The organism is Thiomicrospira sp. WB1 (assembly GCF_001507535.1).
In the GTDB taxonomy this organism is placed as follows: domain Bacteria; phylum Pseudomonadota; class Gammaproteobacteria; order Thiomicrospirales; family Thiomicrospiraceae; genus Hydrogenovibrio.
This window is the reverse complement of record NZ_LQBN01000001.1, coordinates 294,449-314,682: the sequence shown is the minus strand read 5'-3', so window position 1 is coordinate 314,682 and position 20,234 is coordinate 294,449. Positions and strand designations below refer to the sequence as shown.

Below are 20,234 nucleotides of genomic sequence, written 5' to 3'. Positions count from 1 at the left end.
CCTTTTTTATATCCGTAATTCAGAGGGCATTTTTATGACGTATCGACACGCAACCCTGGACGATGTGAACGAAATGATTGCGTTGCTGCAAAGGCTGTTTTCGATTGAAGCGGCCTTTACCTTTGACCCAGCCCGCCACAGAGTGGCCTTGCAAGCGATCATCGACGCCCCCAATGCCTGCGCGATGGTGGCCACCAAAGCCGGTCGTGTGGTGGGCATGGGGACAGCTCAGTGGGTGTATTCAACCGCCAGTGGTGCCAAATCGGCCTGGCTGGAAGACATTGTCGTGACACCGGACTGCCAACGCCAAGGCATCGCAACAGGCCTGGTTAAAACCCTAACGGATTGGTGCAAACAAGCGGGATGCAATCGCATGCAGCTGGTTTACGACCCGGACAATCTGCCCGCGATTCACTTTTATCCAGCACAGGGGTTCCACCCTGCAAAACTGGGCGTTTATTCCAAGAATATCTGATCCATCAGGCTGATGAATCTGTGCAAAAGCAAGGAAAGAAAAAGCGTTTGCAACCAAAAGAAAACGACCGCATCATTCTGGCCTGGTTAGGCGCCGATGCGGTCAGGTCGATGAAACAACAGGAAGGTTAAGTGCGTGCTTCACACGCCTGGAGGGTGTTCGAAAGCAGCGTGGCAATTGTCATGGGGCCGACGCCGCCGGGCACCGGGGACACATAACGGGCCACGTCCGCAGCCTCGGGAGCCACGTCACCGGCCAGTGTGCCGTCTTCCAGTCGGTTGATGCCAACGTCCAGCACCACCGCGTCAGGCTTGATCCAGTCTGCGGGAATAAACCCCGGTTTGCCCACCGCCGTTACCAGAATATCGGCCATGCCCACCAGGGTCTGTAAGTTTTGCGTGAAACGGTGACAGACCGTGGTGGTGGCCCCCGCCAGCAACAGTTCCAGCGACATGGGGCGCCCCACAATATTGGACGCCCCGACAATCACAGCATGTTTGCCTTTCACCGTCACGCCATAATTTTCCAGCAGCGTCATGCAGCCATAAGGCGTGCAGGGACGCAGCGTGGGCATTCGCACAGTCAGACGACCGATGTTATAGGGATGAAATCCGTCCACATCCTTGTCGGGGTCAATCGCTTCGATCACCGTTTCCGGGTCAATGTGTTGGGGCAAAGGCAGTTGTACCAGAATGCCATCAATGGCGACATCCTGATTCAAGGTCTGAATCAAAGCCAGCAGATCCGTCTCAGAGGTGTCAGCGGGCAGATGATGGGATTTGGAGACAAAGCCAACGGCTTCACACGCCTTTTTTTTGTTGTTGACGTACACACTGGAAGCGGGGTCATCGCCCACGAGCACCACAGCCAGGCCTGGTAATTTCAGGCCTTTTTCACGCCGCTGATCGACGCCTTGCTTGATGCGCTGGCGGATGGTTTGCGCAACCTGTTTGCCGTCCAGTCGGGTTGCGGTCATGAGGAAGCGCTCTCCCGACCGGGGATCCAGCTGGTGCCAGCCAGAGGCACACCTGCCATGGCGGCGGCCTCGACATTGAGGGCAACCAGATCTTCCGGCTCCAGATTGTGCAGGTGCGACTTACCACAGGCGCGGGCCAGGGTTTGTGCCTCCAACGTCAAAACGTTCAGATAATTCGCCAAGCGCCGTCCGCCATCTTCCGGGTCAAGACGGGCGGCCAGACCCTCATCCTGAGTCGAAATCCCCGCCGGGCATTTGCCTTCGTGGTAGTCGTCATAAAACCCGGCGGCCGAACCAATCTTCTGGTAATCGGCGTCCCATTTGGGATGATTACAACCGAGCGCAACCAGTGCCGCGGTGCCAATCGCCACCGCATCCGCGCCCAGCGCCATGCATTTGGCGACATCGGCGCCGCTGCGAATCCCGCCGGACACAATCAATTGCACTTTGCGGTGCATGTCCATTTCCTGAAGTGCTTTCACCGCCTGAGGAATCGCGGCCATGGTGGGAATACCCACATGCTCGATGAACACGTCCTGAGTTGCGGCGGTGCCGCCCTGCATGCCATCGACCACAATCACGTCCGCCCCCGCTTTGACCGCCAGCTTGACATCATAATAGGTGCGAGTGGCCCCGACCTTGATGTAGATCGGTACCTGCCAGTCGGTGATTTCGCGCAGTTCTTCGATTTTGATGGCCAGATCATCCGGCCCGGTCCAGTCAGGATGACGACAGGCACTGCGCTGGTCAATGCCTTTGGGCAGGGTGCGCATCTGCGCCACGCGGTCGGTGATTTTCTGACCCAAAAGCATCCCGCCCCCGCCGGGTTTGGCACCCTGGCCCAACACCACTTCGATCGCATCGGCTTTGCGCAGGTCATCCGGGTTCATGCCATAGCGCGATGGCAGATACTGATACACCAGGGTTTTGGAGGTTTTGCGTTCTTCCGGCGTCATGCCGCCATCGCCAGTGGTGGTCGAGGTGCCGGCAATGTTAGCGCCGCGCCCCAACGCTTCTTTGGCATTGGCCGACAAGGCACCAAAACTCATACCGGCAATGGTCACCACTGTGTCCAGTTTGATGGGGTTTTTGGCGAAGCGTGTGCCCAGCGTCACGTCGGTGCCGCATTTTTCGCGGTAGCCTTCCAACGGATACCGCGACATGCTCGCCCCCAAAAACAGCAAATCATCAAAGTGAGGCACATGGCGCTTGGCACCAAAGCCCCGGATGTCGTAAATGCCGGTGTCGGCGGCTCTTTGAATCTCGTGGATCACATCCCGGTTAAACGTGGCCGATTCAATCATGCCTGGATTTTTCATGGTCATAATAGACTCCTTAAATTCGGGTTCGCGCTCAGTAAGCGCCGACGTTATCAACCTTGAAGTTATAGAGCTCACGCGCCGAACCATAGCGTTTGAAATCGGCGGGATCCTCATCACTGCCTGCCGCTTCCAACAGGCGAGTCAATTCTTCCAGGTGTTCGGCACGCATCGATTTTTCAACGCAATCCGCGCCGAGCGAGGCCACCGAACCTTTGACATAAATATGAGCTTCATACAGCGAATCGCCCAGCGCATCGCCAGCATCGCCGCACACGACCAGCGCCCCGGCCTGCCCCATGAATGCACTCATATGGCCCACCGAGCCTTTGACCACAATATCGACGCCTTTCATGGAGATCCCGCAGCGTGCCGCGGCGTCGCCCTCAATCACGAGCAGGCCGCCATGTGCGGTGGCACCCGCCGACTGACTGGCATTGCCAAACACATGCACCTTGCCCGACATCATATTTTCCGCGACCCCCTGGCCCACATTGCCGTGGACGGTGACCTCGGCCTGCTGGTTCATGCCCGCACAGTAATACCCGGCGTGACCATTCAGCGTCACTTTGTGCGGCCGGTTCAGGCCCACCGCCAGATTGTGGTCCCCACTGATGTGATCCACGCTGACATCGGCGGGCTGCGCCAAGTCGTGCAACGCCTGGTTGACCGCTCGGACACTGTCTTTTTTCAAATCAAATTTCATGGCAACCTCTCTTACTCATCGCCTGTCTAAACGGTTAATCCCGACCCCAGAAATACACTTTGCCCGGATCCGGCTCCCAGAGCCGGGCATGCTCAATCCCGGGCAGAGACGCCAACGCATGGTATTCAGAGGCCATCGCCACATAATCGTCGGTTTCGGCCATCACCGCTGGCTTACACGCAATGGGATCACGGACCACCGCAAACCCATCTTTGGTGCCCACGGTAAACGTAAAGAACCCATCCAAAGCATCCAATGCGTTTTCCAGCGCTTGCTGCAGACTGTCGCCTGCTCGCAGGCGCCAGGTCAGGTAACCGGCGGCGACTTCGGAGTCATTCTCGGTCTCAAACACGATGCCTTCTTTTTTCAGCGCCTCACGCAGTCGGTTATGGTTGGACAAAGAGCCGTTATGCACCAGGCACAAATCCAAACCGGTCGAGAAAGGATGCGAGCCTTCCATACTGACCCCACTTTCAGTCGCCATGCGTGTGTGCCCGACGATGTGTGAGCCTTTCATGCCGGACAGAGTGAATTTGTCGGCAATGGTCTGCGGCAGACCCACCGACTTGAGGATTTCGATCGAACGGCCCACACTCATCACCCGAACGGTTGGGTCAAATGCAGTGATCACCGCTCTGACCGCGTCTTCCTGCGCTTCAAGCTTGAGCACCGCGGCATTGGCGTTGTGCAGTACCGACACATCGGTTTCCAGAGCCTGTTCCAGTTCGTTGGCCAGGTCATGCCAGGGATAGTGCTCATTGGCATGTTGCAAGGTCACTTTGATCATGCCTTCTGGCACTTCGTCACCATAAATGGCAAACCCGGCACTGTCCGGCCCACGTCCGGTCATCGACACCAGCATGGGCTCGAACAACTGACCCAGTTGCCCTTCCAGCGCTTTGTTTTTCAGGTATAACCCGACGATCCCACACATATTAAGGCTCCTTTAAAAATATTCCGCGTAACGATCCAGCTCCCAGTCCGAGACGTGGCGCTGGTATTCGACCCATTCCATTCGCTTGATGTCGATGAATTCTTTCAGAAAACGTTGTCCAAACTGTTGCTCAAACAGCGGATCGGCTTCGAGTTCATCCAGCGCTTCGGACAAGGATTGAGGTAAGGTCTCAATCTTTTTTTCCTTGAGCGCTTCAAACGACAGGTTGTAATGATTGATGTTGTGCGGTTCGCCCGGATCCAGCCGTTTTTCCACACCGTCGAGTCCGGCCGCAATGATGGCGGCGGTCACCAGATACGGATTGCTGCCGGTATCGGGCAAACGAAACTCCAAACGGCCATAAGGCACGCGAACCATGGCTGAACGGTTGTTGTCGCCGTAGCTTATAAACGCTGGCGCCCAGGTGGCCCCTGACAGAGACCGCCCCACCACCAGACGTTTGTAGGAATTGACCGTGGGTGCGGCAAAGGCACACAAGGCTTTGGCGTGATGAATCAAGCCGCCCAGAAAGTGATACGCCAGTTCCGATAACCCCATCCCATTCTTGTCTGAGTCATCTTTAAACAGGTTGTTGCCGGCCTCATCGGTGATCGACAGATGAAAGTGAAAGCCATTGCCAGTCCGATTGGCATTGGGTTTGGGCATAAACGAGCAGATCATGCCCATTTCGTTGGCGATTTCACTGCCCGCCATGCGCACAAAGGTAATGCGATCGGCCGACGTTTTGGCATCCGAATAGGTGTAGTTGATTTCAAACTGGCCGTTGGCGTCCTCGTGATCAATCTGATAAACATCAAACCCGACCTGCTGCAACGAATCGACGAATTTTTCCAGAAAGGCACGCGAACGCGACAACCCTTTGTAGTCATAACAGGGCTTGTCCAGGGTATCGGTGTCGTCATACGGTACCAGATGCCCGCTTTCGCTGCGCTTAAGCAAACTAAATTCCGGCTCAATCCCGGTATTGAGCGTCCAGCCTTTTTGGCTCAAACGCTCAATCTGCTTGAGCATGATGTGACGCGTGTCCATTTCATACGGTTCGTCATTCACATGACCCGTACAGGCCACGCGGGCATAACCGGGCTGCCAGGGAATCAACGTCAACGTACTTAAATCGGCTTTGGCCATGTAGTCTGCATTGTGCGGTTCCATGCCCAGCCCCCAGACGGCAAAGCCGGCAAAACCAGCGCCTTCGTCCGCAATCGAACTCAGGCAACTGGCCGGCACCGATTTGGTTTTGGCGACGCCGTGAATGTCCACAAACTGGGCTAAAATGTATTTCACCTGGTGCGTTTCCAGAAAAGTTTGAGCTTCTTCCAGTGTCATCCTTACACTCCTTGTTTGCTGGTAAGGGATCGGGTATGTCGCTCAAGCACCGAATGCAGATACACCTCATAGGTTGGATCGCATCCAAGCCAAAGGGGCGCCTGCGCATCCGGAATCAATAGCCATACATTGACCCCTGCCGCGGTTGTCATCAGAAAATCACCAGGCCTGGTCTGTCGGAAATCGTGAATACAGATCTCCGCCAACAGTGCCCGCCAATCTCCAGACAGTTCAAACACCGCATCCCCCCTTTGGAATGCACGAATCGAATCATTTGATATCAGTGGTTCAGCCTGTGGCCCCCAGGCCAGAAATTCATCTCTGCCAAGACGTGCGACCAGCGACTCATCCGCCAGAATCTGATAAGTAAACAGAGCCAGCGAATCGGGCAATGCCTTCGCCATGACCGCTTCGACCTCGGGGTCTTTAAGGTGCCACATCGTGAATTTGGGTAGGGGCTGCATCGTCAGGGCGCTCATTGGTTCGCCTCCTGTGGTTCGTCCAAAGACAATGGCTGGTTCTGGCGCTCGCCCTGCGCATCATAAAACGGCAAGCTGACCCGTTTGGCTTCAACCGACGGACCGTGACTCAACCGGATCGGCAAAAGGGTTGCGTTTTGCAACCAGTCGACATCCACCATGGCCAGGCCCACAATTTTATTCAGCGTTCGGCTGCGCCCGACACTGGTCACGCGGCCTCGAATCTGCCCGCCTGCAATCACCAGGTTGGACACCTCCGGCAATGGCTGATGCAAAGGCAGCTCGAAGCCGACCAGTTGGCGCTGCGTTCGCGCTTTGTGCCGCTGCAAGGCCGAACGACCGATAAAATACGGTTTCTTGAAATGCACCGCCCACTTCAGGCTGGCCTCAAACGGATGGGTCAAGCCGTCAGTGTCCTGCCCGACAATGATGTGTCCTTTTTCCAGGCGCAATTGTCTTTGCGCTTCCACACCGAAAGGACGCAACCCATAACGCTCGCCTTTTGCAAACAGGCCTTGCCAGATCGTCAGGGCATCGGCCTGCTGGCAGTGAATTTCATACCCCAGCTCGCCCACAAACCCGACCCGAACCAACGTCACCGCACAACCGCAGACCTCGGTTTCACGCGCCGCCAGATAAGGAAAGCCTGTCAATGACAGATCAAAATCCGGCTGGGTGACCACCTCCTGCAACAGTGCCTGACTGAAAGGACCCGCCAGATTCATCGCCGCCAGCTGTCCGGTCCGGTTCAGAACGATGACGTCCAGGCCCCATTCGATCACTTTGCGCGTCAAAAGCTGATACGCCTGATCCGAGCCGGTTGAGGTGGTGGTCACATAAAAAGTTTCCTCATCAAAGCGCACCACGACGCCGTCATCAATCACCACGCCGCTGTCATCCACCATCAATCCATAGCGGGTGGTGCCCACTTTCATGTTGGCCATGCGCATGGTGTAGGCCCGGTCCATGAACTCCGCCGCATCCGGGCCGAAAATCGTCAGCTTGCCAAGCGTGGACACATCGATCAGGCCAACCTTGCGGCGAACCGCGTCGATTTCCGCGTCAATCGAGGCGGTCGCATCCGATTCGGTGGCATAGTATTCGGGCCGATACCAGGGGCCGGTTTCCATCCACTGAGCCTGATGCGTCGCATGCCAGTCATGCATCGGCGTCTGTCGGCGCGGGCGAAAACGCTGCCCCGCCAAATCCGCCACAGGCACCGGATGAAACATTGGTCGTGCGGTGGTCGATCCTGCCTGAACGATTGTTTTCTGAGTCAGCCGCGCCAGAATGCGAATGCCGTTCATATTGCTGTGTTTGCCCTGGCTGGGGCCCATGCCCAAGGTGGAATAGCGTTTGAGCAATTCCACGTTATCAAACCCCTGAGCAATGGCGGCTTTCAAGTCTTTGAGCTGAATGTCTTCATCCATGTCCACAAAGTTTTTGCCTTTGGGGTGGGACCAGATCGGATAAGGATGGGAGTGCGCTTGTTTTGCCCGAAAGCCCGCCTCGTCAATGCCTGGGTCCAACGGCTGGCCTTTGGCAAAAAGGGCGGCCTGGCGCCCGGCACGGGCGCCATCCTGTGCTTTGTCTTGCAAATCAAAGACGCCATTGATCCGGCCGCAGGCAAACACACCTTCAGGCAAGGTCACCGGCAATAACTGAGCCAGGGACTCACTGTATGAAAAGCGTGCACCAGCCTGATACAGTAAAGCACCGGCCGGGGCCCAGCCAAAGCTCATCATCAGCCCGTCGCATTCGAGCTGATGGGTCTGTGAACCGGCCTCAAATTGCACGCCCTGCAAGGTTTGTTTACCCAGGGCTTCGGGGGATTCAACCCCTTCGTACACATGCACGCCAACTTCGGTCAGGCTGGCACGCACATCAGCGCTCAATCGCCCGGTGTGCAGCAGCGCCTTGACGGTCACGCCTGCCCGAATCATATTCAAGGCGGCTTGCACGCCCTCGGGGTTAGCGCTCAGTACCACGCCCACGCGACAAGGTGCCACGCCATATCGGGCCACCAATCGCTCGGCGCCGCTGGCATTCATCACACCCGGCAAATCGTTGTTTCGAAACACCCCCGGCTGCTCAAACACGCCGGTGGCAACCACCACGGATTTGGCAGAAACTTTGACCAGGCCTGATGGGGTTTTAACCCCCAGCCAGTGATCGCCGTAATAGCCCACAGCGTAACTGCGGGTCATAACCGTCAAGTTCGGCGAGGCTTCAAGCGCCTGAACGCTTTCGCGCAACCCATCGGCGTGTTCATCAAATGGATAATGGGTGTCCAGCGATCCGCCGATGTGTGGATTTTCATCCACCAACAGCACGTCCAGCCCTGCATTCATCGCTTCTTTGGCGGCACTCAAGCCCGCGACTCCGGCACCAATGATGGCGACATCAGTATGGTGATAGCGTTTCACGCTGCGTTCAGCTGGCCAATCCGTATTGACTTGGCCCAACCCCGCCATGCGCCGGATGATCTTTTCCCAAAATGGAAACAGCGCCTTGGGTTTATGAAATGTCTGATAATAAAACCCGACCGGCAGAAAGCGGCTCACAGTCTGCAGCCAGGCCCCCTTGTCCTTTGCCAGGGTGCCAAAGGTGTTGACCGGTGCCAGCGACATCCCCGCTTCAATGGGCGTGACGTCGCCACGCACATTGGGTCGTTCCGGTGTGTCGTACATGGCATTGATGTCATGATCGGCCATTGACAGCAGGCCACGGGGACGGTGATATTTGAAACTGCGCCCTAGAACGCTCTGGCCGTTTGCCCACAAGGCAGAGCTGATCACATCGCCGTCAAACCCTTTAAACGTCTGCCCTTCCAGCGTAAAAGACACAGGTCGCGTGCGATCAATCCATTCATGAGGCTGGGGCGGAAGTCGTCGATTCATTGGGCGGCTCCTTTGGTTGCCGGATAGACACGCTCGATCCGGTCGGTTGCGGTGTCGCGTTCAAAGTAGAACCAGATGCCCGTCGGCCGGTGCTGCCACAATTCGGTCTGCACCGCGGGCTGATTCCAGTGGTAGTACAGAAACTCAGACAAATCCGCGTCCGAGACCGTTTCGTTTCGAGGCTCTTTTCGGACCGGTCCGGCATAGACAAATTCACTCAAAGCACGGCGACCGATGGGCGCGCATTCCACAAATTTCATAGCTTCTCCTTGCCCTTAATGTCCGACCGACGCCGCACCCTTTTCACCCACCAGATTAAACCGCTCAAACCGATCGAGAGAAAATGGTTGAATTAAATGATGCGTCTCGTCAGTCGCCACCGTATGCGCCATGGTTTTGCCACTGACCGGTGTGGCTTTGAACCCCCAGGTGCCCCAGCCACCGTCCAGATAAAACCCTTTGATCGGGGTTTTGCCCATAATCGGCGCAAAATCGGGGGTCAAGTCACTCATGCCCGCCCACTGGCGCATGATCTTGAGACGACTGGTGAACGGAAACAGGTCCACCATCTGATCGGTTAACCCTTCCACAAAATCCAGCGTCGACCGGGTCGAATGCAGCTGCGCCGGGTCCACCGAGGCCCCCATGACCAACTCGCCGCGTGACGACTGACTGACGTACACATGCAAGCTGCCGGAGACCACAATGGTGTCCATAAACGGTTTCACCGGCTCAGTGACACAGGCCTGCAACGGAAAAATTTCGATGGGGGTTTTCAGCCCGACCATGGCGGCAACCGTCGGAGTGGACCCCGCGACCATGGAAATCACGCGAGGCGTTTCAATGAAACCACGATCGGTCTGAACCCCTGTGACCCGATCACCGACGGTACGGATGTCGGTTACGGCGGTTTTTTGATGGATTTCCACCCCATAAGATTGGGCGCCGCGAGCATAGCCCCAGGCTACGGCATCATGACGGGCCACCGACCCCGGCGCGTGATAAAGCGCCCCCATCACCGGCAAATGCCCCCCGCAGTTTGTGTCCATATAAGGCACATGTTTTTTGACGTGTGCGGCATCCACCACTTCGCTATCAATGCCATGGAATTTATTCACCTCAGCCCGCCAGCGCATGGTGTGCAGGGCCGAATCGGAATGCGCCAAGGTGTAATGACCACGCGTGGAATAAAAAATATTTAAGTCAAATTCGTCACTCAGGTCTTCAAACAGTTTCAGGCTTTCATCATAAAAGGCGACCCCTTCCGAGGTCAGATAATTCGAGCGCACGATGGTGGTATTGCGCCCGGTGTTGCCACCGCCGATGTAGCCCTTTTCCAACACGGCCACATTGGTCAGACCATGTTCTTTGGCCAAATAATAGGCACAGGCCATGCCGTGGCCGCCGCCACCGATGATGACGGCGTCATAGTGTTTTTTCAGCGGCGTTTCATCGGGAAAAAACCGCGGCATCGACTCCGGGCTTTTCCAGGCATACTTCAATAATCCCAGTGGCATGGCTTTCTCCCTTTACGCAAACACGACGGTTTTGTTGCCATAAATGATCACCCGATCTTCCAGGTGGTACTTCAACCCACGCGCCAACACCGCTTTCTCAACGTCTTTGCCAATTACCACCATCTCCGGCGCCGACTCACTGTGGCTGATGCGCGCCACATCCTGCTCGATAATGGGCCCGGCATCCAATTCCTGAGTCACATAATGACAGGTGGCCCCGATCAGCTTGACGCCACGCTCATACGCCTGGTGATAAGGCTTGGCTCCGATAAAAGAAGGAAGAAAACTGTGATGAATATTAATGATGCGCCCCGGGTAACGTTCACACAGTTCCGGCGGGATAATCTGCATGTAGCGCGCCAACACAATGGTGTCGGCCTGGTAATGCTCAATCCAATTGACCATCTCTTCAAAAGCCTGAGGCTTATTGTCCGGCGACACCGGAATATGAACAAAAGGAATGTCATGCCAGGCCACCAGCGATGACTGGTCGGTATGATTGGAGATCACCGCCACCAGTTCAAAGGGCAATTCCCCGCTGCTCCAGCGGTATAGCAAGTCCGCCAGACAGTGCCCCTGCTTGCTGACCATAATAATGACTTTCTTTTTGTCCTGTTTCGGCCTAAGCGTCCAGGTCATGTCAAACCGGTCGGCAAGGGCCTGAAATCCTGCTTTGAAAGCGGCCAGATCCCCATCCAGATCGGCAATTTCATTGCGCATGAAAAACTGACCCTGGACTTGATCGGCATGATGATTGGCCTCGGTAATCAAACAACCGGATTCAGCCAGATAGCTCGACACCGCCGCCACAATCCCCACCCGATCGGGACACCGAATGGTCAACACAAACGCTTTTTGAGCCCCCATTTTTTTCCTCCTGAGAAACTTTTATTCATATACTAACCACTTTTATTTTCTTTTCAAGAACTTTTTTTTCTTTTTGGTAAAAGAGCGTGAACAGCAACGAGCAGGAAACATAAAAAGAACCGACCAGAGAATGAGTCATGATGGAGAAGATGAAAGCAATGATTCATCATCAGTACATTCATTTTGTGACTGACCAAAGAGAGGGTTATGCGCAAAGAAGTTAAGACCGTTTCAGGAGAGCCCTGCTCAAGCCGGGAACAGAGAGCACATACAGTATGCACCTAACATATAAGAAAATAATTATTTAATAATATTAGAAAACTAGATAGTTGCATATAAATAAACATTGCACAAAGCTGAAAGTAATATGAAAGTTAGTGGTTTAATAAAGTACGAGGTTAATAAGTAAAGTCACTCAATCAAGGAAGTTATCCATGTTATTGAAAAAGCATCTTTTATTAATTCTGGGCATGACAATGTCCATGCTTTTTTCGCTTAATGCATTGGCAGCAGCAGAACCGCCCATTCCAGAAACGTTTGCTACCCATAAAGTGGTGTTGCAAATCAGTGATCCAGATCCATTCAAGCAAACACTGGTTCTCAATGTCGCCAATAACTTAATGAAGCACTACGATGCTGGAGATCTGGATCTTGAAATCGTGGCTTTTGGCCCCGGCATGAGATTAATGCTGGAAGGAAACGCCAACACCTCTCGGATCCAATCCCTGATGGCATCCGGCGTCCGTTTTAGTGGCTGTGCCAACACCTTGAAAAAATTTACAAAAATTCTCTGACAAAAACCCAACCTGACTCAAGGCGTATCACTTGTGCCTGCGGGTGCTGCGCGCATTCTTCAGTTAAACCTTGCTGGCTATCAAATTTTAAAGCCCTAATTTCGTCCAATCACGGCAAAAATTTCATCCGCCGAATGAAAAACGCACTCTTAACAATGGAGATGAGAGTTATGAAAAAAAAGCGACTCATGAAAGTTCTACCCTTCGCTATGATGGCGACTTTTGCATCCACATCCGTTCACGCCACCAACTGGCTGATGCTTCAGGGAACTGAACGCGCAGATCAAGCCCCCAGAGCGAAGGTATGGGGCTTTGTGCAATTGGATTACCACCATACCGCAGACACCAAACTCAAAGCCGGGCCCTATGCCGGAAAGCCCGCAGCGTTCAACCAAATGGCCCCTCAACTGGATACGGCCAGCGGATTTAACATCAAACGCGCGCGCCTGGGGGTTCGTGGCAACAACCTGCCATTGGATAAAAATGTCAATTACTTTATTCTGGCAGAGGTCGGTAATAACGGGATCACCACTGGAGAAAACGCATCTCAGGGCCAGCTTACCGATGCAAGTGTGACCTTGAACCACATTCCGGGAGCACGCATCCGAGTCGGTCTGCTTAAAACACCCGGTTCAGAAGAGGCTTTACAAGCCGCTTTCGTTGCCAACTACAACGTTTTTACCAATGCAACCAACCGCCTTTTGCTGGAAAGAACATACGACTATCAAAGTGGGAACACGGGACGTAACGGCCCGGTCGGCGCTTTCCGTGATATGGGGGTACAAGTGTTTGACACCTTTAATCTGAAAGGGTGGGACACAAGCTACGCGGTAATGGTTGGCAACGGCAGTGGGTTAGCGATGACGGATAAGGATTCGAGTCGTGACACCTATTTTTATGCCTCCACTGAAAAAGTGTTTGGCAAATCAAAAGGCCCGAGACGCAAGGGCATGAAATTTTACGCATGGCATCATAACGGCGAACGGAGCTACAACGACGGCACACCCAGTGCACCTGGAAAAGAGACCGATCAAGATCGAACCCGTACTGGCGTGGGGGCGACATTTTTTAATGGAAAATACCGTCTGGCAGGTGAATACATGACTGCTGACGGAATGATTTTCGGGGGAACACGTGGGGCTGGAACACCTGACGATGGCGCGACCTTCTCTGTTCTGCCTGACCAAAAAGCCGATGGCTATTACTTAAGTGTTGGCTATCGCCCGATGAAAAATGTCGAACTGGGGGTGCGCTATGATCGTCTCAACAGTGCAACAGACGCCAAAGGAACAGGTGGGGCAGCGGCCGAACGCACTTTTGAAACCACCGCTCTGGGAGCTCAATATTTCTTCAACAAAAAAACCTCATTAAAAGCCAACTATGAAATTCGAAGCATTGATGCCCCGAACGCCAATGCCACCGTTAATAAAATTGTTGACTCGATTGATGACCGGATTACGTTACAACTGACGGCCGTTTTCTAACCGCCCCCTGACTGATCCTGACCGTTTGCATTGAGGCGCTATCTGTGCCTCGTTGCAAACAAGTTTTTGCAAACATTAAACTCAGCATACAAGGGCTACTTTTAGCCCCCTTCGGATTAACTGAACTTCCCACCCCACTCTTTATCATCTACCCAACACTCATCCAGCATTAGGCTTCAATGACACACTTCTGGAAGCTCTTCATAAGCCAGATTAAGACGATCACTTTTAACAACACAGGCACAAATGCATAAAACCCCCAGAGGGCTATCGTTGCAATGGCTGCTTGACTACCAATACCCAAAAAATCCAACAAGGGTAAAGCTAGCCCCACCGCCAACGCCAGTGCCAGTTTGGTCAAAAACCCCCAAAGGCCAAACAGGCGGCTGGCCACATCCTGACCCTGCTCGCGCAGACGCTGAACCACATCGGCCTGAAGCGAGGCCGGCAGCGCCATGTCAGCGCCCAGGCTCAAGCCAGTGACCACACACACCAGCAGGTAGGTCTCAAAATCACCCGATTCCACCCAGTAAAGGCCGAAAAACCCAATAACCGCGAGCAGAATGGAGCTGCGCCAGGCCGCCAGCTTGCCCACACGCTTAGACAACCACAACCAGAAAGGCAGGGCCAACAGGCCAGAGGCAAAATACACCAACAGCAGCAGACCGGCCTGCGAGGACAGAGCCAGTGCGTCATTCACAAACAATAAGAAAAGCGTCGCCGGAAACGCATTGGCAAGATTATTCAAAAAATAAGGGCCCATTAAGCGATAAGCGCCAGGAGAGCCATGCCACAGGTGGCGGTAATCGGAGAGTGACGACACAAAGCCAGAATGGGCCACCGTCGAGGAAACATTGGCTGCCGGCAGGCGCAGACGGCTCAGAGCGAGCAAAGAGACGATTAATGCCAACCCCACTGTCCAGAAAGTCCATTCAAACACCACCTGAGCGGTGGGCGCCTCCGAGAGCAGCGTCGGCAGGGCCAGCACAAACACCACCCCCACAATGCCGAATCCCTCACGCGAAAGCGTCAATTGCGTTTTGGCAGACGACTCCATGGTCGCATCATTGACCAGCGCCTGATACGGCACCGACATCAGGGTCCATCCAAGAAACGTCACACTACCGACGCCCCACAGATACCAGAATGGCTGGGCCTGCAACCAGGCGTCCACCGGAAAAAACAAGCCATACAGGCCCGGCAATAACACCCCGGCCCCCAATAACATTTGCCCGCGCCGACTCAGGCGCCGTTGCCGTTGATCGGACCAGGCGCCGACCAGCGGATCGGTGAGCATGTCAAGCAAGCGTGTCGCCAGCAAAGCCACGCCGATCACCCCCAGTCCGACCTCCCAATGTTCGTGGAGGTAATTGGGCAGGTAGACATACAAAGGCACGCCCAGCAGAGTGAGGACAAATCCGGGCAGCCCATACCAAAGCGCCTGTCGGCGCAAGTAGCCCTCAGCGCTTCGGGGCATGCGGGGTTAATTTTGAATTAATCCAACGGATCAAGCGCCCCAGAAGCGGTACTTTCTGATACACATAGCGCCCGGTATCCCAGTAATCAACGTGGGACAGCACTTGCCCTTTTTGATCAAACGCGACCTTGGATGTGCCCACAATCCGGTGCATTTTGAGCGACTGGTCATAAAAACTCATTTCCCAGCGCAGAAACGCAATCTGACCGTTCAAGGCATAATTCATCACCACGAAACGGGGCGTGATGGTCTGCTCAAACATATGCTCGAAAATTTCGCTGATCGCCGCTCGCCCCACGACCTGATTAAACGGATCCTCAAAATAGGCATTGCTCGCAAACAACGGCATCAGTTCATCGAACAAACTGGCTGCGGTCAGGTTCTCAAAGGCATGCACATAAGCCAACATGGCACGGCAGTAAAGGTTGTCCGCATCCAAAAAAGAAGGGGGCGGGGCGGCGTTCATAGGTTCCATTGTGGATTCCATGGTGGGTTCAGACGTCACAAGGATGGCATCAGTCATGGGCTATCATCTTTTTGGTTAAGGCCAGTTGCCAGGCGTATGGCAGATGGCGAAGCAGTTTCAACACCCAAGTCAAACGCTTGGGAAAGTGGGTTTCAAAGCGACCCGGTCGATCAAAGGGCCGGTCAATCAATGCATACAGATGATCGGCCGCCTGCTCGGGACGCATCAGCGCCGGCATCTGAAATGGGTTTTTCGCGGTCAGGCGGGTTTTGACAAAGCCGTGGTTCACCACCTGCAGACGAACGTTCAGCGCATACAACTCTGGCGCCAGTGCTTCGGCGAGATTCAACAACGCGGCTTTTGGGGCACTGTAGCCACCGCCATAAGGCAAACCGATCTGATTGGCAATGCTCAGATTCCAAATCCAGCGCACAGGGCCTTCGCCAGCCAGAACATGCGGGCGCAACGCATGCATCAGCGCCACACACCCCAAATAATTGGCTGCGTTCATCCGAGCATAATCCTCAAAACGGCTGTTTTGAAACGATACCCGCTCATAGACCCCAACGTTGTAAAACCACACGTCCAGCCCCTGGAATTTTGACCAGGCCTGGTCAACGGCTGACGCCAGCGTATCAGGCTGTGTCACATCCAGATCCACGCACGCCAACTGTCCGGGGTAGATCGCATCCAGTTCCTGCAGCGCCCGATTGTCCGTGGCCTGTCGTGAGGAAGCCACCACGGCAAAGCCGCCCGCCAGCAACCGAGCGGTCAGTGCCAACCCGATGCCGGTACTCGCGCCCACCACCCAGACCCGCCTGGCCGATGCACGGCCAGTCTTAGCCGCGTCAGCGGGTTCAACATTCGGTTGCGTCATGCCGCCTCCCGTTGGTTGATTGAAAAAAGATTGCATTGATGTACAACTTATGTATAAATGTTATCAAAGAATGTCGATCAGGCAAAGGAGAATTTGATGCAAAGCAATACAACCAAGATGCCAGGGATGCCCAACACCTTCCCCACGCCCCCGAAAACGCAGAAAGATCGCCAGAACATTGCCGTGATCGGCAGTGGTATCAGTGGGTTAGCCAGTGCCTGGTTTTTAAGCCAGCAGCATGAGGTGACCTTGTTTGAAAAAAATGACTACACCGGCGGACATACGCATACCGTGCACATGGATCATCCTCAATTTGGTCAGCATGCGGTCGACACCGGATTCATTGTGTACAACGAACCCAATTATCCTCATCTGACGGCGATGCTCAGACACCTTAATGTCGCCACGCAGGCCACCACCATGAGTTTTTCGGTCTCGATCAACCAGGGACAGATCGAATACTCGGGGGATAATCTCAACACCCTGTTCGCCCAACGTCGCAATCTGTTGTCGCCCGGTCACTGGAGCATGCTCACCGAGATTGTGCGCTTCAATCGCATTGCCAAACGCGACTTAAGCCTCAATCGTCAGCAACTGGCGCAATGGACGCTAGGCGAGTATCTGGACCACCATCGTTTTTCTCTGAAAATGCGCAATCATTATTTACTGCCCATGGCCGCGGCGATCTGGTCCTGCCCGACCGCGACCATGCTTGATTTCCCGGCCAGCAGTTTTCTTCAGTTTTTTGACAACCACGGTCTGCTCAACATCAACGATCGACCTCAATGGCAGACGGTCTGCGGTGGCAGTTGCCGCTATGTGGAAAAAATCCTGGCAAAACAGGCGTTCACCCACCGGCTCAACACGCCCATCGCTCGTGTTCACCCCAAGCCTGAGTCGCATCAGGTGGCCGTCACCCGCCTCAGTGGCGAAACCGAATACTTTGACCAGGTGGTTCTGGCCTCGCACGCCGACCAGTCTCTGACCATGTTGGACCCGGCATGGCGGCCTGATTTCGGCCTGTTGAAAGCGTTTGAATACCAGAAAAATCAAGCCTACCTGCACACGGATACGGCGCTGATGCCGCAACGCAAAAAAACCTGGGCGGCGTGGAATTATCTGCGTCAGGATGGCGCCCGCGAGGACCGGGTGGCGGTCACCTATTGGATGAACCGTCTGCAAGGCATTGAAAGCCAACACCCATTGCTGGTCACCCTCAACCCAACGCAAGCGCCCGATCCGGCCAAAGTCATTCAAACCATTGAATACGATCATCCGGTTTTCAGCCAGGTTGCCATGGCCGCTCAAAAACGTTTGGGCGAAATTCAGGGACTGCACGGCCTCTGGTTTGCCGGTGCCTGGACCGGTTACGGCTTTCATGAAGACGGTTTGCGCAGCGCGGTCGACATCGCCACGCATTTTGGCATAGGGCTTCCCTGGGAAGAGGGTGAACCCGGTGAAAAGGCACACTGGCAGGCACACCCCACGACCACCACAGAGCCTGCCCGCCGACTTGACTGGCAGGAACCCACCGCCGCCATGGTCGAGCCGCAAGGACTCAAACCATGAGCAGCCAGGCGTATTTCAGCGAGATCATGCACGAGCGAAAGCGCCCCTTTACTTACCGCTTTCGCTACCCGGCGTTTCACCTGAAAGTCGACATTGATCGCATTGACGCCGAGGCGCTGCCTTTGAAGGGGCTCAGCATCAATCGCTTTGACTGGATCAGTCTTTATACCCGTGATTTTGGGGCCCGCAACCCAGACGTTGGCTGGCGGGAATGGATTGATGCCTTTTTAAAAGAATACGGGCACTCGACGCCGCCCGCGCGCGTGGAACTGGTTTGTGCGCCGCGGATGCTGGGCATTGTGTTCAATCCACTGGCAGTTTGGTACGCCTATGACGCCCAGGACCGATTGATCGCCATCATTGGCGAGGTGAGCAACACCTTTGGCCAATACCACCACTATGTGCTGTCAGACAAAGGCCGCCCACTCTTGTCTGAATCCCGTCGCAGCCTGCAGGCCGAAGCGGACAAGGTGTTTCATGTGTCGCCGTTTCTGGGCATGGACTGTCGCTATCGTTTTCGTTTTTCCCCACCGGGCGACGTCTACAAACTCGGCATTTACCAATCGGAGAACGGTCAACCGACATTGGTCGCCACCCAGGCCAGCAAGGCACAACCTTTGAGTAACGCCACCTTGCGTCAGGTCCGCCGACGTTTTCCTTTGGACTCGCTGCGCACTCTCTGGCGCATCCATTGGTGGGCCCTCAAAATCTGGTTCAAAGGCGGCCGTTTTCATAAAACGCCCAAGGCCCTGATTCACATTGTTTACAGCCATTCCCCCATGACGCCACGCAACGCTGTGGCCAATGCGCATTCGCAAGGAGACGCTTATGCTTTTGAAACACCTCACCACGCCCATTGAATGGTTGCTGCCTGCCCGTTTGCTTCGCAAAGGGCTGGCGCAACTGCCCTTTCACCGGATCACTCACGGCACCTTATCGATGTCTTACATGGGGCAGACGCACCGCTTTAGCGGTGAGCAGTCCGGGCACCATGCCGACCTCACCATTCATCGCATGTTGCGCTTTGCCTGGCTGGTCAAAACCCAGGGCGAACTGGGATTCGCGCAAGCGTACATGGAACAGAGCATTGACACACCGTCTTTGTATCATCTGATGCATTTCGCTCACCAGAACCGCGAAGCATTGAGCAACCTTCTGGACAACGACAAGCCCGTGGGGCGCTGGCACAAATGGCGTCACCGCCGTCGTCATAACAGCCTGCGCAATGCCCGGCGCAACATTGCGGCGCACTACGATCTGGGCAATGACTTTTATCAGCTTTGGCTCGATGAAACCATGAGTTATTCCAGTGCATTATTCGACCAAAGCTCGGATCTGGCCGAAGCCCAAAACGCCAAATACGAGCGTCTGCTGACCCAGCTTGATGCGCAGCCGGGGGATGAGATTCTGGAAATCGGTTGCGGTTGGGGCGGGTTCGCGGACATCGCTGCGCAGAGAGGCCATCAGGTCAAAGGCCTGACCCTGTCACAGCAGCAGAAACGCTGGGCCGACCAACGTCTGCAACAGGCAGGCCTGGCAGAAAACACACAAATCGCCCTGCAGGACTACCGCCACGAAACCGGACAATACGACCACATTGTTAGCATTGAAATGTTCGAAGCCGTGGGCAAGGAATACTGGCAAACCTACTTTGCCCAGTTGCAGAAAAATCTGAAACCGCATGGCAAAGCGGCCCTGCAGATCATCACCATTGATGACGATCAGGCCGAAAGCTATCAGAACCAGGTGGATTTCATCCAGGCCTATATTTTCCCGGGCGGGCTTTTGCCTAGTCTGAGTCAGCTGCACCACCTGGCCATGGATCACGGATTTGAGGTGGTTGACCAGTTTGCCTTCGGCCAGGATTACGCGCACACCCTGCAGAAATGGCTCATGCGCTTTAACCAGCAAAGCCGCACCCTGGAAAGTCTGGGGTATGACGCCGCGTTCCAGCGCCTGTGGCGTTATTATCTGGACTATTGTCGAGTCGGCTTTGAGACCGAACACATTAATGTGTATCAAATCACACTGGAAAAACGTTTGTAAC

General features: G+C 54.7%; 19 protein-coding genes. 6 read left to right on the top strand and 13 right to left on the bottom strand.

The features are described from left to right. The first annotated feature begins 34 nt into the window (after positions 1-34). Positions 35-475, top strand: a complete 441-nt coding sequence (locus tag AVO41_RS01425; protein ID WP_068581521.1) for a GNAT family N-acetyltransferase — start codon at positions 35-37, stop codon at positions 473-475. Positions 476-602: 127 nt separating this feature from the next. On the opposite strand, the gene folD is transcribed toward AVO41_RS01425, so the two are convergent. Genes folD through purU form a run of 10 tightly spaced genes read right to left on the bottom strand, consistent with a single transcriptional unit; the run spans position 603 to position 11,520 of the window. Next, the gene (folD, locus tag AVO41_RS01420) at positions 603-1,451 is read right to left on the bottom strand and encodes a bifunctional methylenetetrahydrofolate dehydrogenase/methenyltetrahydrofolate cyclohydrolase FolD (protein WP_068581517.1); all 849 of its coding nucleotides are present in this window, start codon (positions 1,449-1,451) and stop codon (positions 603-605) included. Beyond that, entirely contained in the window at positions 1,448-2,776 is a 1,329-nt protein-coding gene (locus AVO41_RS01415; RefSeq protein WP_068581513.1) for an FMN-binding glutamate synthase family protein, read from the bottom strand. The genes folD and AVO41_RS01415 overlap by 4 nt, the downstream gene beginning before the upstream one ends. 28 nt (positions 2,777-2,804) lie before the next feature. Then, positions 2,805-3,476 (bottom strand): protein glxC, encoded by a 672-nt coding sequence (locus AVO41_RS01410; protein WP_068581510.1) that lies wholly within the window; start codon positions 3,474-3,476, stop codon positions 2,805-2,807. 34 nt (positions 3,477-3,510) lie between these two features. After that, positions 3,511-4,410 carry a glutamine amidotransferase family protein gene (locus tag AVO41_RS01405; RefSeq protein ID WP_068581507.1) on the bottom strand — a complete coding sequence of 300 codons (900 nt, stop codon included), beginning with the start codon at positions 4,408-4,410 and terminating at the stop codon, positions 3,511-3,513. A 12-nt stretch (positions 4,411-4,422) separates the two neighbouring features. Further along, a complete protein-coding gene (gene glnT, locus AVO41_RS01400) occupies positions 4,423-5,757 on the bottom strand; it encodes a type III glutamate--ammonia ligase (RefSeq protein WP_068581504.1) in 1,335 nt (444 codons plus the stop codon). 2 nt (positions 5,758-5,759) lie between these two features. Further along, complete coding sequence (locus tag AVO41_RS01395) at positions 5,760-6,236, bottom strand: hypothetical protein (RefSeq protein WP_068581502.1); 477 nt, start codon at positions 6,234-6,236, stop codon at positions 5,760-5,762. Continuing rightward, a complete protein-coding gene (locus AVO41_RS01390; protein WP_068581500.1) occupies positions 6,233-9,136 on the bottom strand; it encodes an FAD-dependent oxidoreductase in 2,904 nt (967 codons plus the stop codon). Before AVO41_RS01390 ends, AVO41_RS01395 begins: the two co-directional genes overlap by 4 nt. Beyond that, positions 9,133-9,396, bottom strand: a complete 264-nt coding sequence (locus tag AVO41_RS01385; RefSeq protein ID WP_068581494.1) for a sarcosine oxidase subunit delta — start codon at positions 9,394-9,396, stop codon at positions 9,133-9,135. Before AVO41_RS01385 ends, AVO41_RS01390 begins: the two co-directional genes overlap by 4 nt. Before the next feature lie 15 nt (positions 9,397-9,411). Beyond that, positions 9,412-10,653, bottom strand: coding sequence for an FAD-dependent oxidoreductase (locus tag AVO41_RS01380; RefSeq protein ID WP_068581492.1), 1,242 nt, complete (start codon positions 10,651-10,653; stop codon positions 9,412-9,414). A 12-nt stretch (positions 10,654-10,665) separates the two neighbouring features. Continuing rightward, on the bottom strand, positions 10,666-11,520 hold the full coding sequence (purU, locus tag AVO41_RS01375; protein ID WP_068581488.1) for a formyltetrahydrofolate deformylase: 855 nt from the start codon (positions 11,518-11,520) through the stop codon (positions 10,666-10,668). 434 nt (positions 11,521-11,954) lie between these two features. Here purU and AVO41_RS01370 point away from each other — a divergent pair, with 434 nt between their 5' ends. Next, on the top strand, positions 11,955-12,314 hold the full coding sequence (locus tag AVO41_RS01370) for a hypothetical protein (protein ID WP_235584623.1): 360 nt from the start codon (positions 11,955-11,957) through the stop codon (positions 12,312-12,314). Between the two features lie 170 nt (positions 12,315-12,484). After that, positions 12,485-13,798 carry a porin gene (locus tag AVO41_RS01365; protein ID WP_068581486.1) on the top strand — a complete coding sequence of 438 codons (1,314 nt, stop codon included), beginning with the start codon at positions 12,485-12,487 and terminating at the stop codon, positions 13,796-13,798. A 169-nt stretch (positions 13,799-13,967) separates the two neighbouring features. On the opposite strand, the gene AVO41_RS01360 is transcribed toward AVO41_RS01365, so the two are convergent. From AVO41_RS01360 to AVO41_RS01350, 3 genes are read right to left on the bottom strand one after another with little or no spacing between them, the layout of a single operon-like run. Continuing rightward, on the bottom strand, positions 13,968-15,275 hold the full coding sequence (locus AVO41_RS01360; protein ID WP_068581483.1) for an MFS transporter: 1,308 nt from the start codon (positions 15,273-15,275) through the stop codon (positions 13,968-13,970). Continuing rightward, positions 15,259-15,798, bottom strand: coding sequence for a nuclear transport factor 2 family protein (locus AVO41_RS01355; RefSeq protein WP_068581480.1), 540 nt, complete (start codon positions 15,796-15,798; stop codon positions 15,259-15,261). The genes AVO41_RS01360 and AVO41_RS01355 overlap by 17 nt, the downstream gene beginning before the upstream one ends. Then, a complete protein-coding gene (locus tag AVO41_RS01350; protein ID WP_068581478.1) occupies positions 15,791-16,618 on the bottom strand; it encodes an SDR family oxidoreductase in 828 nt (275 codons plus the stop codon). The genes AVO41_RS01355 and AVO41_RS01350 overlap by 8 nt, the downstream gene beginning before the upstream one ends. A gap of 96 nt (positions 16,619-16,714) precedes the next feature. Here AVO41_RS01350 and AVO41_RS01345 point away from each other — a divergent pair, with 96 nt between their 5' ends. Genes AVO41_RS01345 through AVO41_RS01335 form a run of 3 tightly spaced genes read left to right on the top strand, consistent with a single transcriptional unit; the run spans position 16,715 to position 20,233 of the window. Continuing rightward, the gene (locus tag AVO41_RS01345; protein WP_082676408.1) at positions 16,715-18,187 is read left to right on the top strand and encodes an NAD(P)/FAD-dependent oxidoreductase; all 1,473 of its coding nucleotides are present in this window, start codon (positions 16,715-16,717) and stop codon (positions 18,185-18,187) included. Then, entirely contained in the window at positions 18,184-19,047 is an 864-nt protein-coding gene (locus tag AVO41_RS01340; protein WP_068581475.1) for a DUF1365 domain-containing protein, read from the top strand. Before AVO41_RS01345 ends, AVO41_RS01340 begins: the two co-directional genes overlap by 4 nt. Next, entirely contained in the window at positions 19,016-20,233 is a 1,218-nt protein-coding gene (locus tag AVO41_RS01335) for a cyclopropane-fatty-acyl-phospholipid synthase family protein (RefSeq protein WP_068581470.1), read from the top strand. Before AVO41_RS01340 ends, AVO41_RS01335 begins: the two co-directional genes overlap by 32 nt. Position 20,234: the final 1 nt, after the last annotated feature.

Bases quoted from the DNA above. Each gene is read 5' to 3' on its own strand.
- AVO41_RS01355 (WP_068581480.1), bottom strand. From the start codon at position 15,798: ATGACTGATGCCATCCTTGTGACGTCTGAACCCACCATGGAATCCACA.
- folD (WP_068581517.1), bottom strand. From the start codon at position 1,451: ATGACCGCAACCCGACTGGACGGCAAACAGGTTGCGCAAACCATCCGC.
- AVO41_RS01410 (WP_068581510.1), bottom strand. From the start codon at position 3,476: ATGAAATTTGATTTGAAAAAAGACAGTGTCCGAGCGGTCAACCAGGCG.
- AVO41_RS01350 (WP_068581478.1), bottom strand. From the start codon at position 16,618: ATGACGCAACCGAATGTTGAACCCGCTGACGCGGCTAAGACTGGCCGT.
- AVO41_RS01390 (WP_068581500.1), bottom strand. From the start codon at position 9,136: ATGAATCGACGACTTCCGCCCCAGCCTCATGAATGGATTGATCGCACG.
- AVO41_RS01395 (WP_068581502.1), bottom strand. From the start codon at position 6,236: ATGAGCGCCCTGACGATGCAGCCCCTACCCAAATTCACGATGTGGCAC.
- AVO41_RS01425 (WP_068581521.1), top strand. From the start codon at position 35: ATGACGTATCGACACGCAACCCTGGACGATGTGAACGAAATGATTGCG.
- purU (WP_068581488.1), bottom strand. From the start codon at position 11,520: ATGGGGGCTCAAAAAGCGTTTGTGTTGACCATTCGGTGTCCCGATCGG.
- AVO41_RS01405 (WP_068581507.1), bottom strand. From the start codon at position 4,410: ATGTGTGGGATCGTCGGGTTATACCTGAAAAACAAAGCGCTGGAAGGG.
- AVO41_RS01360 (WP_068581483.1), bottom strand. From the start codon at position 15,275: ATGCCCCGAAGCGCTGAGGGCTACTTGCGCCGACAGGCGCTTTGGTAT.
- AVO41_RS01415 (WP_068581513.1), bottom strand. From the start codon at position 2,776: ATGACCATGAAAAATCCAGGCATGATTGAATCGGCCACGTTTAACCGG.
- AVO41_RS01345 (WP_082676408.1), top strand. From the start codon at position 16,715: ATGCAAAGCAATACAACCAAGATGCCAGGGATGCCCAACACCTTCCCC.
- AVO41_RS01335 (WP_068581470.1), top strand. From the start codon at position 19,016: ATGCTTTTGAAACACCTCACCACGCCCATTGAATGGTTGCTGCCTGCC.
- AVO41_RS01365 (WP_068581486.1), top strand. From the start codon at position 12,485: ATGAAAAAAAAGCGACTCATGAAAGTTCTACCCTTCGCTATGATGGCG.
- AVO41_RS01380 (WP_068581492.1), bottom strand. From the start codon at position 10,653: ATGCCACTGGGATTATTGAAGTATGCCTGGAAAAGCCCGGAGTCGATG.
- AVO41_RS01385 (WP_068581494.1), bottom strand. From the start codon at position 9,396: ATGAAATTTGTGGAATGCGCGCCCATCGGTCGCCGTGCTTTGAGTGAA.
- AVO41_RS01370 (WP_235584623.1), top strand. From the start codon at position 11,955: ATGTTATTGAAAAAGCATCTTTTATTAATTCTGGGCATGACAATGTCC.
- AVO41_RS01340 (WP_068581475.1), top strand. From the start codon at position 18,184: ATGAGCAGCCAGGCGTATTTCAGCGAGATCATGCACGAGCGAAAGCGC.
- glnT (WP_068581504.1), bottom strand. From the start codon at position 5,757: ATGACACTGGAAGAAGCTCAAACTTTTCTGGAAACGCACCAGGTGAAA.